The organism is Microbacterium sp. Kw_RZR3 (assembly GCF_029222405.1).
Classification (GTDB): Bacteria; Actinomycetota; Actinomycetes; order Actinomycetales; family Microbacteriaceae; genus Microbacterium.
In genome coordinates this window covers 1-15,109 of sequence record NZ_JARHXC010000328.1, presented here as the reverse complement: position 1 = coordinate 15,109, position 15,109 = coordinate 1, and the positions used below count along the sequence as shown (strand labels likewise).

Below are 15,109 nucleotides of genomic sequence, written 5' to 3'. Positions count from 1 at the left end.
CTAGTTCGCGGGACGTTCGCGGGGCGGCTCGGTGTGGACAAGCAGCCACTGCGCCTCTCCTGACAGGACGTCGGCGACATGGCTGCGGAAGCGCGGGCACTGCGTGATGTCGTGCGACCGACATCGCAGCGCATGCTCGGTCATCGCCCTGGCCTCCGCGATGTCGGCGGCACGACGATCGAGCTCGGCGATGTGCTCCTCGAGCACGCGGTGCCGATCCGGCGCGTCCCGCTCGAGCAGTACGCGGATCTGCTCGAGCGACATTCCCGCGGCCTTGTTGCGCAGGATGATCGCGATCCGGACGCTGTCGTCGTCCGAGTAGCGTCGCCGGCCGCCGGCATCCCGATCCGGATGCAACAGCCCCTCGTCCTCCCAGTAGCGCAGCACGTGCGTGTCGAGCCCGAATCGCGCCGCGGCCTCCCCGATTGACTCCCCCGCGGAGGTCATTGCGCTGCCACCTCCCTCGTAGCTGTCCAGAGGGGCAGTCTCTCCCATCCATCGGGGACGCCGAGGGAGCGGACAGAGACGGGTCCGGCGGAGGGGAACTCGCGCAGAAGGCCCCCGAGATCGGCGCCCCATGACGACAGCGGATCTACAACGAGCAGAAGGTACTGCACCACAGCCAACGCACTGTAGAGCCCGAACTCCTTCGGTAGGGCGCTCTCACTCAGATGAGCGAGAAGAGGTACGCGCGATGGCGTGGGACGCTTGGGCGCTGTCACGAGTTTGCGGTTGTACAGACGTGCGTGGTGCGCCGCGACATTCCGGACGTAGTTGAGTGTGGCCAACCAGCTGAGGAAGAGCTTTTTCGTCGGAACCTCGTACGCGTCGGCGATGGCCTGCGATAGCCGCGTGTTCAGACCCCGATAGAGCGTGACGAGCTGACCGAGCTCGAGAATTTCGGTCAGCGCCCAGATCGGCATCTGGTTCGCGTACTTCTCTCGGAAGTGCTGCACGAAGTTCTCGCTCGAGCGACTCTGCCGTTCGGCTACTTTCAGCAGCCACAGGTCGTGCTTGCTCATCGAGATCTCCGGCGGGAGCAACGTCGTGATGGTCCTGTCAGCCACATGCTCGGGCCGACGGGTGAAGTCGGGCATGAACGTCGATGCGTCTCGATGGGCGAAGGCGGAAACCTCACCCAAGACGTACCCGACTCGCATTCGTAGAGACACCTCGATGCGTTCGAGGGCATCGAGGACGAGCAGGCGCAGTCGTCGGTCGAAGTCGATGAGGGCCGCCGCGTGGGAAATGTGGGTTCCGGGAAGGTATCCGATCGCGGGATCGACCGCCCGGAACGGATGCAGGTATCCCGTCAGCCGGTAGTAGCCCACCTCGCACAGCAGGCGTTCTGCGCGTGCTCGATCGTCGATGCCGACGCCGCGACGCTCCAGCTTGTCGATCTGGTCGCTCAGCGGCAGCCAGGGTTTGCCGTACCGCATCAATCCCCGCAAAAGAAAATCAGCCCGAGCCGTGAGGCGAGCGGGCTGATCGTGATGCTTTGACGATAGCACGTCCCACCTCCCCTCGGGCGGCGAGCTTCGATCATATGTCCGGGGCGCGCCCCGCCGAGGGCTCCGCGAACGCTTGCTCGACATTCGTATATTTATGCGAAAAGAGTGGCCTTGACTTCATGTCGACATGAAGTCACACGATGGTCTCGAACGCAAGCGAAGGAGTTCATCGTGTACGACGCGATCATCATCGGAGGCGGCCCCGCCGGGCTGCAGGCGGTACTCACCCTCGGGCGCATGCACCGGCGGACCCTGCTGCTCGACTCCGGCGAGTACCGCAACGGGACGGTGCCGCACGCCCACAACCTGCTCACCAACGACGGGCGCGACCCGGCCGAGCTCCGCCGACTCGGACGCGCGGAGATCGCCGCGTACGAGACGGTCCGGATCCAGGATGCCGCGGCCACCGAGATCACTCGGGTCGACGCGAACCTGGTGGTCACGGTCGCCGGCGCGCCGGTGCGGACCCGAGCCGTGATCCTCGCGACCGGACTCGCCGACGATCTGCCGCCGATCCCCGGGCTCGCCGAGCGCTGGGGCGACCGCGTCGCGAACTGCCCGTTCTGCCACGGCCACGAGTTCGCCGGCCAGCGCGTCGCGGTGCTCAACGGCACCGGGCACGCGGGGATGCTCGCCGCGATGCTCGAGCCCGTGGCATCCGAGATCGTCGTTCTCGACCCGGTTCGGGTGCGGGAGGTGGGCGATTTCCCGGCGGGGCTGCGACTGCACCTCGACGACGGCACGACCGAGGATGTCGCCGGAGCCTTCGTGACGCCCGTCTCTCGCCAGCGCGCACCGTTCGCAGACCAGCTCGGGCTGGAACGGCAGGAGTCGGGAGCCGTCCGCGTCGACCCCTTCGGACGCACGAGCGTCGACGGCGTCTACGCGGTGGGCGACATGGCGCAGCCCGATCATTTCGCGGGGCCGATGGCGTCGCTCGCGAACGCGATCGCCGCCGGCCAGCTGGCCGCCGTCGCGGTCGTGCAGGCGGACGCACAGGTGCGGGTGGCGTCCCATTCTTAGACTGGGTATGTGGACAACGCAGGCGGGGGCCCCGCGACGCCCGAGGGTGTCCGCTTTGCGCGCCCGCGTCTCGCCCTCGAGCTGACCGCTCTCGGGGTCGTCGGCGTGCTGCTGGTCCTCGCGCTGGCCGCCGGCGCGGGTGCCCTGTACCGCGAGGTGTACAGCCCGCGGGCCTTCGTCAAGCACTACCTCGAGCTGCTCGAGGATCACCGCGCTGCCGAAGCCCTCGCCGTCCCAGGGGTCGCGATCGACGCCGCACAACTCGAGGCGGCGGGGCTGCCGTCGACGGCCTCCGAGGCGCTCCTGCGACCCGACGCCCTGGGCACCCTCTCCGACGCCGAGATCATCGACGAGACGGTCGACGGCGACATCACGCGGGTGAGCGTCACCTATCGCGCGGGGACCCACGAGGGCCGCACGACCTTCGCGGTGAAGAGCGACGGCGAGACCGGGTTCCTGCCACGCTGGCGCTTCGCGACGAGTCCCCTCGCCGTCGTCGATCTCTCGGTCCGCGGCTCGATGCGATTCGAGGTCAATGGTTTCGAGGTCGACAAGCGGCAGGTCTCGGTCGACGGAGCGGATGCCGATCCCTCGGCCGCCGTCCCCCTCCTGGTGTTCTCGCCCGGTCTGTACTCGGTGGCGGTCGATACCGCGATCTCGGCGACCCCGGGTGTCGCGGTGCTGGCGGACGCGCCCCTGACGGGTGTTCCCGTCGATGTGCAGGCCGAACCCACCGAAGAGTTCATCTCGGTCGTGCAGCAGCGCGTCGAGAACTTCCTCACGACCTGCGCCGAGCAGAAGGTGCTGCAGCCGACCGGGTGTCCCTTCGGCTACACGGTGCGCAATCGCATCGAGGGGGCGCCCTCGTGGTCGATCGCCCAGCAGCCGAAGGTGACGATCGTCCCCGACGGCGCGGGCTGGCGCATCCCGTCCACCGGGGCCGTCGCGCACATCGACGTCGACATCCGCTCGATCTTCGACGGCTCGATCCGCAACGTCGACGAGGACGTCCCCTTCAGCGTCGACGGCAAGATCACGGTGCTTCCCGACGGCACGGCATCCATCCTCGTCAGCGGCAGCTCCGACTGAACGGCGCCGCCCGCGAGTGAGGGGGGCGTCCGTCAGCTGCGACGGGCGGCGTCACGCTCGGCCGCCCGGGCGTCGCGCGCCGCGAGCCGCGCGAGTTCTTCGTTGTAGGCGTCGAGCTCGAGGTCGCCGACGCGGTCGACGTGGCGGTCGCGTCGACGTTGCTGGCGCTCGTCGCTGCGACTCCACTGGATCGCGACGGTGATCGCGAGGATCAGGGTCGGGATCTCGCCGACCGACCACGCCACGCCACCGCCGGCGTACTGGTCCTCGAGGGGTGTCGGCCCCCACGTGCGCCCCATGGCCCCGAACCACTCGGCGACCATCAAGCCGGAGTTCATCATGATCGCGATGCCGAAGAACGCGTGCATGGCCATGATCGCGATGAGCACGAGGAGCCGCATCGGGTAGGGCAGACGATACGGGACCGGGTCAATCCCGATGAGGCTCAGCACGAACAGGTAGCCCGTGATGAGGAAGTGGGCGACCATCCAGATGTGCCCGAGGTGATCGTAGAGGGACCAGCGGAACAGATCGGTGTAGTAGAAGGCCCAGAGCGAACCGATGAACAGTCCGGCGGCGACGTAGGGGTTCGTGAGCACCTTGGCGACCGGATTGTGCACGGCCCAGAGGATCCACTCGCGGCCACCGCGAGTGCCGTCGTCGCGCTTTCGGATCGCGCGCGCCGCGAGGGTCACCGGTGCCCCCGACACCAGCATGAGCGGGATCGCCATCGACAGCAGCATGTGCCCGATCATGTGCATGCTGAACAGGTAGTCCTGGTAGACGTTCACCGGCCCCGAGGTGATCCAGAACACCGCGAGCATGCCGAGGCACCACAGCACCGTCCGGTAGATCGGCCAGCTGTCGCCGCGGCGGCGCAGACGCCACACGCCGGCGAGGTAGAAGAACAGTCCGAAAGCGACGACGAACGCCCAGAGCAGGTCGATGTCCCAGCTGGTGAACCAGCGTTCGATCGTCAGCTCGGGCGGCAACGGCGAGCCCGTGAGGATCTCGGCGGGAGTCTGGCCCACCAGCGGTGGAGCGATCGGAGGAGGGGTGCGGGCGAGCGCGGCGGCAGCCCCGCTCGCGATCCCCATGAAGACGAGCTCGACGACGATGATCGCCCAGAAGCGCCGGGAGCCCTGCTCGTCGGCCATGCGCGCGATCAGGCGGCGGCGGTACCACGCCCCCAGTAGGCCCATCGCAAGCAGCGCCGCGACCTTGACGAGGACCAGGATGCCGTAAGGCGAGAACAGGTTCTCCCAGCCCAGCAAGCCGATCGAGGCGCGCACCGTGCCCGAGACGGCCACGACCACGAAAGCCGCGAGGGCGATCGACGAGTACCGCAGCAGCGTGGTCTGCAGCTGCGTCCGCGACATGGCGGGTCGCACGACGACGAGCAGCACCAGCCCGCCCAGCCAGACGGCGGCGGCGATGATGTGCAGCACGAGCGAGGTCACGGCCGCCGTGTGGCTGGCCTCGGTGCCGGCGTGGCCCTGCGTGCCCATCGGGACGAGCGACGCCAGCGCGAGGATCGCGACGATCATCGTCGGAACCCAGGACCGCACGGCGAAGGTCAGCACGGTCAGCACCGCACCGGCGATCGTGGTGATGAGCCACGCGGGGCCGATCTCGCTCTCGACGAGGAAGCGGCCGAGCTGCTGCCCGAAGAGCGGGTCGAGCGTCGGCTTCGCGTTGATGATGTTGAGGAAGGTCAGGTAGCCGGTCGCGGCCGAGGCGACCGTGAAGATCGCCGCGCCGATCGAGGCGGTGTCCAAGGCGAGCTCGAAGGGGCGCTCCCCCGCCTTCAGGGCGAACAGCGCGAGCACCAGGGAGCCGACCATCGTCGCCGCCGACAGGTTGACCACGAGCGTGGCGAGCGGCAGCCCCCATCGCACCACCGGGCCGGGGTCTGCCAACAGGGGCGCGGCGGCGCCTCCGCCGTAGGCGAGGCCCGCGACGACGGCGATCAGCGAGACCGCGACGAGGATGACGGGTCCCGCCACACGGAGGGCACGGGCGTTCACCCACCCAGACTACGTCGGCGCGCGCACGGGGAGACGCGGAGCGGCCGTCCCCGTCGTCGACGAAGGACGATGTCGAACGATTCCGGGTCGAACGGTCTCGCGCCGGGCGCTCTTGCGCCGGCGGGACCCGCGTCGGACGAAGACAGAGGGGGATGCCTCTCGGCATCCCCCTCTGTGCGGTGCGGCGACGTCTTACTTGACGGCAGCCTTGAGCTTCGAGCCCGCGGTGACCTTGACGCGCTTGCCGGCGGGGATCGAGATCTCCTCACCGGTCTGCGGGTTGCGGCCCGTGCGAGCGGACGTGGCGACCTGCTCGAAGGCGATCCAGCCGGGGATCGAAACCTTGCTGCCCTTGGCGACCGCCTCGGAGACGGTGGAGAAGAGGGAGTCGAGCACGCCCGACACGGCGGACTGGCTCTGCCCGGTCGCGCTGGCGATGCTCGCGACGAGCTCGGTCTTGGTGATGGACTTGTCAGCCATGTGGTTGTCCTCCAGGCGACGTTGTCGTCGCCTCTCGTTACATCGGACGAGGAGGAATTCTCCTCGGTGGTCGGGAGACCGCCTCGACAGTATCAACCGAACCGCGGAATTACGGGGATTTTGAGGGATTTCCCCCTCGAATGCACCGGCGTGTCGCCCGAAACGGGCCCGACCCGGCCCCGGTGAGAGAGCACGCACGTCCCCACACCGCCCCGGGCGAACGAGGCGGGCGAAGCGGCTCGACGATACGGGTGACCCCGGACGTGAATGAGAGCGGTATATCCCCGGCTACGAGTGAGATCTGGGTGAGCGCCTTTCGTATGTTGGGGGCTCGACGGGTCATGTGCCTCGCACCATCGGAGGGTCCGGGCGCCCTCTCCGACTCCCGTCGGGAGAGGGGCGCGATGCCGAACACGCAGAGATCCATCGACGCCCGGGCCGCCTTCCACGCGGCGGTCGTCACGACCGCGGCCCGGTTGGCCCCCGGGCACGGGATTCCGGAACAGCGCCACCTCGCCCTCTTGGCCGAAGCACCGCCGCCCCCGCTTCCTCGCGTCTGGACCGACACGGCGGCCCTGACCCTCGCCGCCGTCCTGGTGTCGCGGGCGCGGCGAGACGCCCTCTCCGAGGGGCTCGCGCTCATCGATCGGTACTTCGTCGACACCCGTCTCACCCGCGAAGCCACCCTGTCCGACGACGCGCGCGCGCATCTGCTCGCCGCCGCCGGCGAGTACTGCTGCGCCATCGGCTGGCCGCAGATCGGCGCACAGTACGGCGCCGAGGCTCTGCTCTTCGCCGACACCGCCCCGGTCCGATACCGCGCCCACGCCGTTCTCGCCCTGGGCCATGCCCTCAACGGCGAGTACGAGAGCAGCGAGAACGACAGGGCCGCCGCTCAAGCGCTCTTCGCCGACAACGCCTGGCCAGACGACGAGATCGACTACCTCGTCCTGCTCGCGGAGTCCCTCGTGGCGGCGGCGTGGATGCAGTCGGATCGTCTCGCGGCGGTCTCCACGATCCTGCGCGAGGTCCGGCCGGACGACCCGTACTGGGACTACTCCGCCCGTGCCATCGACGTCGTGCGGGGTCTCTTCGAGCGCGATTACTCGGGGGCTCTCGCTGCGAACTGGCAGCTGTCGTACGGTTCGCGGCGGCACCGCAGCCACCGCATGATCCGCGACCTCCTGACGTGCATCGGGTCCGACATCCTCGTCGCGCGAGGCGAGTACGCCGAGGCTCTGGCGACTCTCTCCACCGGACGGACTCCGCCCGGACACGGGATCTGCTTCCCGATGCAGCGCTCGGTGGCGCTCCTCCTCCTCGGGCGCGACCGCGAACTGCTCGCCGAGACCGAGGCGTGCGTGGCCGACGAGACAGACCACTGCTTGCGCACCCTGACTCCCACCCTGCTGCGTCGCGCGATCGCTTTCGCGCGTATCGGGTCCGCGCGACGCGCCGCGCAGAGCATGGAAGCGGCTCTGCTGCTGATCTCCCGGACCGGGGGCTCGATCACGCCGTTCATCATGCTGCCCCTGGGCGAGACGCTGGCCCTGTTCGACGAGGTGGTGAGCGCTCGACCCGAGCTCGGACCGGTCGTCACCGGCATCCGGGACTTCCTGCCCTCGGTCGCCGCACCCTCGCTGAACCCCGCGGAGGTCACCGGCTTCACCCCGACCGAGCGGGAGCTGGCGGTGCTGCTCTCGTCGGACCGGAACCTGGCGGACATCGCCCGCGAGCGGGGCGTGTCTCTCAACACCGTGAAGAGCCAGGTGCGCTCCATCTACGCCAAGCTCGGCGTCAGCGGGCGCGCGGAGGCGGTGGGAGAACTCCTGCGACGGACGTTCTGAACGACGAAGGGCGGGAGCCCCTTTCGGGACCCCCGCCCTTCGCGGTGGTACTGGTGCTTACCAGGACGACTTGGTCACACCGGGCAGCTCGCCACGGTGGGCCATGTCACGGAAGCGGACGCGCGAGACGCCGAACTTCGTGAGGACACCACGGGGGCGGCCGTCGATGACGTCGCGGCTGCGCACACGCGCGGGCGAGGCGTTGCGGGGCAGCTTCTGCAGGCCCACGCGGGCGGCCTCGCGGGCCTCGTCGGTCGCGTTGGGGTCGACCAGGGTCTTCTTCAGCTCGGCGCGCTTCGCGGCGTAGCGCTCGACGACGACCTTGCGCTGCTCGTTGCGCGCGATCTTGCTCTTCTTAGCCATGTGCTTAGCGCTCCTCTCGGAAGTCGACGTGCTTGCGGACCACGGGGTCGTACTTCTTGAGCACGATGCGGTCGGGGTTGTTGCGGCGGTTCTTGCGCGTCACGTAGGTGTACCCCGTGCCCGCGGTCGAACGCAGCTTGATGATCGGACGGACGTCCTGAGCCTTCTTCGCCATTACAGCTTCACGCCCTTCGCCTGCAGGTCACGGACGACGGCTTCGATACCGCGCGCGTCGATGACCTTGATGCCCTTCGCCGAAACGTTGAGCTTGATGTTGCGACCCAGCGACGGAACGAAGTAGGTCTTCTTCTGCACGTTCGGGTCGAAGCGGCGCTTCGTCCGGCGGTGCGAGTGCGAGATGTTGTGACCGAAGCCGGGAACCGCTCCAGTCACCTGGCACACTGCTGCCATGGTGATGTCTCCTTCTGTACCGTGACACCGGACGGTGCCACCCAAGATCCCTTGTCTGCACCCCGTCTGAGCACGACGGAGAGCCGGGATCAGGAGGAGGGGTGCGAACTGCGTGCTGGAGTGCGCGCAGACAAGGGGTCAGTCTAGCACGAACGGCGTGTCGCCTTGACGGACGCAGCCTTTCAGCGCTGAGAGGCCCTGAGCTGGTCGAAGGGTCACTTCGACTCCCGGTGACTTCGACAGGCTCAGCCACCTCCGGTGCACCCGCGCCGACCGCGGGTCCCTGCGCCGTGGAGGTCCCTGAGCCCGTCAAAGGGACCGGGACCCTCACTCCCCGCCGCCGCCGGTGCACCCGCGCCGACCGCGGGTCCCTGCGCCGTGGAGGTCCCTGAGCCCGTCGAAGGGACCGGGACCGTCACTCCCCCGCCGCCTCCGCGGCACCGCGGCCCCAGCGGAACGTCGACACCGTGGCATCCCCCTCGATCCAGAAGCGCCACGGGAACGCGGCGGTGCCGGCGACACCCGCCACCCCGACGCGGGGGCCGGTCGCGATCGCATCGACCGGTTCATCCGGCCACCGCAGCCGCGCGCGAGCACCGGCGCGGATCTCACCGGTCACCGCATCGATCCCGTCATGCTGCGGATGCCGCAGGCCCACCGCATCGCCCAGACGGCCGGGACCCCGGGCGAGGTCGCGCGCGGCGCGCACGACGCCCCGGCGCTCGACACGACGCCTCTCGGCGACCGGAGCCCCCTCGACGACCTCGCCGCCGCGCAGCAGCACACCACCGGCGACGCCCTCGGGTCCGCAGACGACGTTGACGCAGGAATGGATGCCGTGGCTCAGGTAGACGTACAGATGACCGGGCTCGCCCCACATCGTGGCGTTACGGGCGGTCGGCCCCATCCGCGCGTGCGAACCCGGATCGGGCCGCTCCCCCGTGCCGAGTCCGTGATACGCCTCGACCTCGGTGAGGCGGACGGCGACCCGCTCGCCCTCGACCTCGGTCTCGAGCACCGCACCGAGGAGCAGCGGAGCGACCTCGACCGGGAGCCCCGCGAGCTCGTCGCGCGTCGCGAACCGCGTCATCCGGGCGGGACCTGGCACCACGAGATGTCGAAGCCCTGGAGGGCGACGAGCTGCTGACCGGTGTCGATCTCGACGAGGTGCGTCTGCAGCTTTCCGGGGAGGGGCAGCTGGTAGCGGTCGAAGGGGTTGTTCACGGCGCCGGGGGCGACCAGGACCGCGGCGTACCGCCCGCTCGGCGAGACGCACGTCTGCAGGACCGTGTCGGTTCCCGGCACGTCGAGGAGCTGGCGCACCGTCCCGTCGCTGCTGACGTGCCCGACGATGGTCGAGCGGTAGGCGCCGTCCGACCCGATGTCCGCGAACGACCGCACGGTTCCCGCGTCGAGACCGGGGACGGGCGTCGCGCGGCCCGTTCTGCCCGGAGGGTCGACCGGGTCGACGAGGGCTTCCTCCGAGCCGTCCGTGAGGTTGATCTCGCGCACTCCTTCGAGGCGTTCGACGATCGCCACCGACGACCCGCGCGCGATGCCGTCGATGGCCACCGCGCTGCCCAGCGGCGCAGCGTTCCCGCCCACCGCGTCGGTCAGGAGGAGCCGCGAGTCGAACGTCAGCACGAGCATGCTGTCGGTGTCGGGCACGAAACGCCAGTCGGCGATGCGCACGTCACCCCCGTTGAGACCGACCTCGACCGGGGCGTCCTCGGTCGCGGCCGAGGCCGTGAAGAGCCGACTCTCGCGTCCGCCCGCGGCGCCGAGAGTGGCATCCGAGAAGGTGAACCCGAAGCGCTCTCCGCGATCCGCCGACTGCAGGTTCGAGACGAAGCCGGGGCCGGGCAGGGTCACGTCGCGCGGGTTCTTCCCGTCGAGATCGGTCACGATCACGCGAGCGGTGTCGTTGTCGCGTGTGGAGATGACGAGGTGGTTCGCCGTCGTCCGGAAGTCCTCGATGTGCGGATCGGTGAACACCGGAAGCCCGGTCTTGCCCTCGAGGTCGGTGCGGAAGATCGTGTCGCCCTCGGGCGTCCCGCGCTGCATCAGGTAGGCCTGCAGGGCCGGCGTTCGGAACGTCTCGGTGAGGGTCGCTCCCGGCCCCGCGCCGAGACCCTTCACGTCGTTCACGGTGACGCGGTAGTCGGAGTCGTCGCGCAGCGGCAGCGTGAAGCGGATGCCGACGCTGCGCCCCGAGGTGTCGACGGTAAACGGCGTCGCCGGCTCCACCTCGACCTGCGAGGGATCCACTTTCTCGAGCGACTGGGTCGTGGTGAGGATGACGCGGGATCCGGATGCCGCGATGCCGGCGGCCGGATCGACCTGCACGTCCGTGACGCGGGGTCCCTGCGCGACGGCGACGACGCCGCCCACCCCGCCCACGAGCACGAGGGTCAGCAGCACCACGCCGAACGCGGCGAGGTAACCGCGACCCTGGCGTCGGCGCGCCCGCGCGCGACGAGAGTCCGCGCCGCCCCGGCGCCGGGTGTCAGTACTCATAGGGGTCCGCCGGCTCGTCGATCGCGGCCACCTGGTCGGCGTGCACCTCGAGCTTGCCGTCACCGCTCGAACGCACCGTCCCGGTCACCGTCACCCACTGCCCGCTCGCCGGGGCGTCCCCGGTCGCCGCGATCGGCAGACGCGCGGTCTGGGCGTCGATGACGCAGTGCGTGATGACGAGTCGCGTGAGGTCGAAGCTCGCCCCGTCACCGCCGGGGGTGATGAAGCCGGTCAGGGTGACGGGTTTGCCGTCGAAGGTCTCGGGATTCGTCGCGTGGGCGAAGACCGCCGACCAGTCGCCGACGCCGAACTTCGAGGTGTCGCCGGACGCGGCCAGGGTGATCACGTCGGAACCGGCGAACAGGGGCGCCGCCCCCACGTCTCGCGAGACCGCGAGCTCGGTCGAGAGCGAGGCCGCGGGCGTGAGCAGCACGGCGACGACGGCGGTCGAGGCCAGCACGCCCCCGGTGAACGCGGCGATTCCCGCCGGCGTCAGGCGTGGACGGGCCGCGAGGTGCTCGTGCGCGGCGTGGTCGTGGGCGTCGGCCGGGTCGGAGTGCTCGTGGTCGGCGTGGGCGAAGGCTTCGCGGCGCGCCGAGGCGGCCGCGGGAGCGTGACCGTGCTCGTGGTCGTGCCCGTGATCGGCCTCGGCCCCGAGCGGGAGGGCGAACGACGCGATCGCGCCGATCAGCGCGACGACCGACATCCCGACGGCGAACCAGGCGGAGTCGGGGTTGATGTAGAGCGACATCCGCCCCGTGAGCCACAGCGTGATCGTCGTGATCGACAGGCAGGCCGTGAGACCCACTCCCAGCCAGCGTGTCGCGAGGGCACCGGTCTTAGACAAGGAGATTCACCACCGTTCCGAGCGAGAACGCGAAGAGCACGACGACCACCGTCATCCCCACCAGGACGCGCGTCGAGAAGGTGGTGCGCAGCAGCGCCATCATCTTGAGGTCGATGATCGGCCCCACGACGAGGAAGGCCACGATCGAGCCCGGTGTGAACGTCGAGGCGAATGACAGCGCGAAGAACGCGTCGACGTTCGAGCACAACGACACGACGATCGCCAGCGCCATCATCGCGGCGATCGACAGGGCCGGGTCGGAACCGATCGCCAGCAGAGCGCTCCGGGGGACGAGCACCTGGACCGCGCCCGCCAGCAACGAGCCGATGATGAGGGCCGGCATCACCGACCGCAGCTCGACGACGAACTGCGCGAGCGTGCGCCTCCCGCGGTCGCCGCGCTCCTGCACGACGATCTCGCACGTTTCGAGGAAGCGCTCGGTGAGCAGCTTGTCGGGATCGGGATGCCGGCTGTACAGCCAGCCGATCAGGTTCGCGACGAGGAACCCGCCGATCAGGCGCGCGACGAGGATGCCGTCGCTGAAGCCGAACGCCGCGTGCGTGCTGATGATCACGATCGGGTTCACGATCGGAGCGGCGACGAGGAACGTCAGGGTGTCGGAAACGCCGAAGCCGCGCATGAGCAGCCCCCGCGCGAAGGGCACGTTGCCGCACTCACAGACGGGGATGAACATGCCCAGCAGCGACAGCACCGCTCGGCGCGCCCACGGCGCGCGCGGCATCCATCTCTCGATCGTCCCCGGCGGTACCCACACCTGCACGATGATCGACAGCACCACGCCGAGCACGACGAAGGGCAGCGACTCGATCAGCACGCTGAGGGCGAGGGTCAGCCCGTCCTGCGCGCGCGTGGGCAGCGGCTGCGCGAAGAAAGTCGGTGCGAACGCGTCGATGAGGAACAGCGCCGCGATGACCACGACACCCAGGCCGAGGGCGACGAGGGTGCGGGAGGCGCCGGTGCGCTGCGGCGACGGCGTCGCGGTGCGACTAGTCGTCGCCACGCTCGCGGGCGCGCGCCTGCGCGCAGTCGGCGCAGATGCCGAAGATGTCGACCACGTGCTCGGCCTCGGTGAAGCCGTGCTGCGCGGCGGTGCGCTGGGCCCACTCCTCGACGGCGTCGGCCTCGATCTCGACCGCGACGCCGCACGAGCGGCAGATCAGGTGGTGGTGGTGTCCGCGGGTCTCGCACGCGCGGAAGAGGTTCTCGCCCTCGGGGCTCTGCAGCGAGTCGGCGTCGCCCTGGGCCGCGAGTCCGGCGAGCGCCCGGTACACGGTGGCCAGGCCGATGCCGGTGTTCTCGTCGCGCAGCGTCGCGTGCAGCGTCTGGGCGCTGACGAAGCCTCCCGCACCGGCGAGGGCTTCGCGCACCCGCTCTCGCTGCCACGTGTTGCGCTGGACCATGGCCCCGAGTTTAGCCAGGTCGTCGGTGAATCGGCTGGGCGCCTACACGGCCCTGGTGGTGCGATCGCGGCGCGCGCCGATGACCCGGCACACGAGGTAGATCGCGAACGAGATGGTCGTGATGTAGGGGCTCACCGGCAGGGTTCCCGCCACCGCGAGGAGGACGCCGCCCACCGCGGACACGAAGCCGAACAGCGCTGCCAGCAGCGGCACCGAGAGGGGGCCGGACGACACGCGCATCGCGGCAGCGGCCGGGGTGACGAGCAACGCCATCACGAGCAGGGCGCCGATGATGTGCACGGCGACGGCGACGATGAGCCCGAGCAGCAGCATGAACACCAACGACACTGCGGTGGTGTTCACCCCGCGGGCGGCAGCGGACTGCGGGTCGAGGGAATCGAAGCGCAACGGACGCCAGACCAGCAGCAGCGCGACCAGCACGATCGCCCCGATCGCCACGAGCCACCCGAGCTGTCCGCTCTGGACGGAGACGATCTGCCCGGTCAGCAGGCTGAACCGCGTGGCGCTGCGTCCGTTGTAGAGCGACAGGCACAGGATGCCGACACCCAGGCCGAACGGCATGAGCACGCCGATGATCGAGTTCCGGTCGCGCGCACGGGCACCCAGCACGCCGATCAGCGCCGCGGCGATCAGAGAGCCGACGATCGAGCCGGAGACCACATCGACGCCGATCAGCAGAGCGACGGCCGCCCCCGCGAACGAGAGCTCGCTGATGCCGTGGACGGCGAAGGCCATGTCGCGCTGCATGACGAAGACCCCGATGAGTCCGCCGACGAGGCCGAGGACGGCCCCCGCGTAGACGGAGTTCTGCACCAGCTCGAGGATCTCGCCGTACTGGCTTACCCCGCCGAAGAGGGCGTTGCCGACGTCCGACCAGTTCATGCGTCGTCCTCGTCGTGGTGATGGTGGTGGGCCTCATCGGCATCCGGAGCTCCGACGACGATGAGCTGCCCGCCGGCGCGCACCACGAAGACGGGGGCACCGTAGAGGGCCGACAGGGTCTCGGTGGTGAGCACCTCGTCGGGGGTGCCGAGGGTGAAGCGGCCGTTCGCGATGTAGAGGATGCGATCGACGCGCGAGAGCACAGGGTTGATGTCGTGGGTGACCAGCAGCACGGCGGCATCGCGCTCGCGGCGGTGCCGGTCGATGAGGCGGACGACGGCCTGTTGGTTCGCGAGGTCGAGGCTGGTGAGCGGCTCGTCGCAGAGCAGGAGAGCGGGATCATCGGCGAGCGCCTGGCCCACGCGGAGTCGCTGCTGCTCGCCGCCCGACAGCAGACCGACGGGGCGGTCGCCGAAGGCGGTGGCTCCCACGGCGTCGAGGAGTTCGTCGATGCGCGCGCGGTCCTTCTTGCGCGAGAGCGGCAGGCCGAAGCGATGGCCGTCGACCCCGAGACCCACGATGTCGCGCCCGCGCAGAGGCGTCTCGCGCGGCAGGGGTCGCTGCTGCGGGATGTAGCCGATGCGGCGGTTTCCGGCGCGGCGCACCGGTTCGCCGAGCGCCTCGATGGATCCCTCGCTCAACCGCTCGAGGCCGAGGATCGCGCGAAGCA

17 protein-coding genes are annotated in these 15,109 nt (G+C 69.8%); 3 read left to right on the top strand and 14 right to left on the bottom strand.

The features are described 5' to 3' along the window. Together P2P98_RS18120 and P2P98_RS18115 are read right to left on the bottom strand one after the other, a co-directional pair. A complete protein-coding gene (locus P2P98_RS18120) occupies window positions 1-447 on the bottom strand; it encodes a MerR family transcriptional regulator (RefSeq protein WP_275801661.1) in 447 nt (148 codons plus the stop codon). After that, window positions 444-1,439: an Abi family protein gene (locus P2P98_RS18115; protein WP_275801660.1), complete on the bottom strand. Its 996-nt coding sequence runs from the start codon at window positions 1,437-1,439 to the stop codon at window positions 444-446. Before P2P98_RS18115 ends, P2P98_RS18120 begins: the two co-directional genes overlap by 4 nt. A 243-nt stretch (window positions 1,440-1,682) precedes the next feature. On the opposite strand from P2P98_RS18115, the gene P2P98_RS18110 reads away from it, so the two are divergent. Together P2P98_RS18110 and P2P98_RS18105 are read left to right on the top strand one after the other, a co-directional pair. Next, a complete protein-coding gene (locus P2P98_RS18110; protein WP_275801659.1) occupies window positions 1,683-2,534 on the top strand; it encodes an NAD(P)/FAD-dependent oxidoreductase in 852 nt (283 codons plus the stop codon). Between the two features lie 9 nt (window positions 2,535-2,543). Continuing rightward, a complete protein-coding gene (locus P2P98_RS18105; protein WP_275801658.1) occupies window positions 2,544-3,623 on the top strand; it encodes a hypothetical protein in 1,080 nt (359 codons plus the stop codon). 32 nt (window positions 3,624-3,655) lie between these two features. Here P2P98_RS18105 and P2P98_RS18100 read toward each other — a convergent pair whose 3' ends face one another. Together P2P98_RS18100 and P2P98_RS18095 are read right to left on the bottom strand one after the other, a co-directional pair. Next, a complete protein-coding gene (locus P2P98_RS18100; RefSeq protein WP_275801657.1) occupies window positions 3,656-5,650 on the bottom strand; it encodes a cytochrome c oxidase assembly protein in 1,995 nt (664 codons plus the stop codon). Window positions 5,651-5,842: 192 nt separating this feature from the next. Then, on the bottom strand, window positions 5,843-6,130 hold the full coding sequence (locus P2P98_RS18095; RefSeq protein ID WP_013584778.1) for an HU family DNA-binding protein: 288 nt from the start codon (window positions 6,128-6,130) through the stop codon (window positions 5,843-5,845). A gap of 404 nt (window positions 6,131-6,534) precedes the next feature. Between P2P98_RS18095 and P2P98_RS18090 the strand changes: the two genes are divergently transcribed. After that, window positions 6,535-7,977 (top strand): LuxR family transcriptional regulator, encoded by a 1,443-nt coding sequence (locus tag P2P98_RS18090; RefSeq protein WP_275801656.1) that lies wholly within the window; start codon window positions 6,535-6,537, stop codon window positions 7,975-7,977. 57 nt (window positions 7,978-8,034) lie between these two features. On the opposite strand, the gene rpsN is transcribed toward P2P98_RS18090, so the two are convergent. From rpsN to P2P98_RS18040, 10 genes are all read right to left on the bottom strand, one after another. Continuing rightward, complete coding sequence (gene rpsN / locus P2P98_RS18085; RefSeq protein WP_022878196.1) at window positions 8,035-8,340, bottom strand: 30S ribosomal protein S14; 306 nt, start codon at window positions 8,338-8,340, stop codon at window positions 8,035-8,037. A gap of 4 nt (window positions 8,341-8,344) precedes the next feature. Further along, window positions 8,345-8,515, bottom strand: a complete 171-nt coding sequence (rpmG, locus tag P2P98_RS18080) for a 50S ribosomal protein L33 (RefSeq protein WP_013584775.1) — start codon at window positions 8,513-8,515, stop codon at window positions 8,345-8,347. Beyond that, the gene (gene rpmB, locus P2P98_RS18075; RefSeq protein ID WP_013584774.1) at window positions 8,515-8,751 is read right to left on the bottom strand and encodes a 50S ribosomal protein L28; all 237 of its coding nucleotides are present in this window, start codon (window positions 8,749-8,751) and stop codon (window positions 8,515-8,517) included. Before rpmB ends, rpmG begins: the two co-directional genes overlap by 1 nt. Window positions 8,752-9,166: 415 nt before the next feature. Continuing rightward, the gene (locus tag P2P98_RS18070) at window positions 9,167-9,841 is read right to left on the bottom strand and encodes a DNA-3-methyladenine glycosylase (protein WP_275801655.1); all 675 of its coding nucleotides are present in this window, start codon (window positions 9,839-9,841) and stop codon (window positions 9,167-9,169) included. Further along, the gene (locus P2P98_RS18065; protein WP_275801654.1) at window positions 9,838-11,268 is read right to left on the bottom strand and encodes a hypothetical protein; all 1,431 of its coding nucleotides are present in this window, start codon (window positions 11,266-11,268) and stop codon (window positions 9,838-9,840) included. Before P2P98_RS18065 ends, P2P98_RS18070 begins: the two co-directional genes overlap by 4 nt. Then, the gene (locus P2P98_RS18060; RefSeq protein ID WP_275801653.1) at window positions 11,258-12,115 is read right to left on the bottom strand and encodes a DUF1980 domain-containing protein; all 858 of its coding nucleotides are present in this window, start codon (window positions 12,113-12,115) and stop codon (window positions 11,258-11,260) included. Before P2P98_RS18060 ends, P2P98_RS18065 begins: the two co-directional genes overlap by 11 nt. Further along, window positions 12,108-13,136, bottom strand: coding sequence for a permease (locus P2P98_RS18055; RefSeq protein ID WP_058627182.1), 1,029 nt, complete (start codon window positions 13,134-13,136; stop codon window positions 12,108-12,110). Before P2P98_RS18055 ends, P2P98_RS18060 begins: the two co-directional genes overlap by 8 nt. Further along, the gene (locus tag P2P98_RS18050) at window positions 13,123-13,536 is read right to left on the bottom strand and encodes a transcriptional repressor (RefSeq protein WP_275801652.1); all 414 of its coding nucleotides are present in this window, start codon (window positions 13,534-13,536) and stop codon (window positions 13,123-13,125) included. The genes P2P98_RS18055 and P2P98_RS18050 overlap by 14 nt, the downstream gene beginning before the upstream one ends. Before the next feature lie 42 nt (window positions 13,537-13,578). Next, complete coding sequence (locus tag P2P98_RS18045; RefSeq protein WP_275801651.1) at window positions 13,579-14,439, bottom strand: metal ABC transporter permease; 861 nt, start codon at window positions 14,437-14,439, stop codon at window positions 13,579-13,581. Further along, a partial coding sequence (locus P2P98_RS18040) for an ATP-binding cassette domain-containing protein (RefSeq protein ID WP_275801650.1) occupies window positions 14,436-15,109 on the bottom strand: 674 nt, incomplete at its 5' end. The genes P2P98_RS18045 and P2P98_RS18040, both read right to left, overlap by 4 nt.

Bases quoted from the DNA above. Each gene is read 5' to 3' on its own strand.
- P2P98_RS18120 (WP_275801661.1), bottom strand. From the start codon at position 447: ATGACCTCCGCGGGGGAGTCAATCGGGGAGGCCGCGGCGCGATTCGGG.
- P2P98_RS18115 (WP_275801660.1), bottom strand. From the start codon at position 1,439: ATGCGGTACGGCAAACCCTGGCTGCCGCTGAGCGACCAGATCGACAAG.
- P2P98_RS18095 (WP_013584778.1), bottom strand. From the start codon at position 6,130: ATGGCTGACAAGTCCATCACCAAGACCGAGCTCGTCGCGAGCATCGCC.
- P2P98_RS18090 (WP_275801656.1), top strand. From the start codon at position 6,535: ATGCCGAACACGCAGAGATCCATCGACGCCCGGGCCGCCTTCCACGCG.
- rpsN (WP_022878196.1), bottom strand. From the start codon at position 8,340: ATGGCTAAGAAGAGCAAGATCGCGCGCAACGAGCAGCGCAAGGTCGTC.
- rpmG (WP_013584775.1), bottom strand. From the start codon at position 8,515: ATGGCGAAGAAGGCTCAGGACGTCCGTCCGATCATCAAGCTGCGTTCG.
- rpmB (WP_013584774.1), bottom strand. From the start codon at position 8,751: ATGGCAGCAGTGTGCCAGGTGACTGGAGCGGTTCCCGGCTTCGGTCAC.
- P2P98_RS18070 (WP_275801655.1), bottom strand. From the start codon at position 9,841: ATGACGCGGTTCGCGACGCGCGACGAGCTCGCGGGGCTCCCGGTCGAG.
- P2P98_RS18065 (WP_275801654.1), bottom strand. From the start codon at position 11,268: ATGAGTACTGACACCCGGCGCCGGGGCGGCGCGGACTCTCGTCGCGCG.
- P2P98_RS18050 (WP_275801652.1), bottom strand. From the start codon at position 13,536: ATGGTCCAGCGCAACACGTGGCAGCGAGAGCGGGTGCGCGAAGCCCTC.
- P2P98_RS18045 (WP_275801651.1), bottom strand. From the start codon at position 14,439: ATGAACTGGTCGGACGTCGGCAACGCCCTCTTCGGCGGGGTAAGCCAG.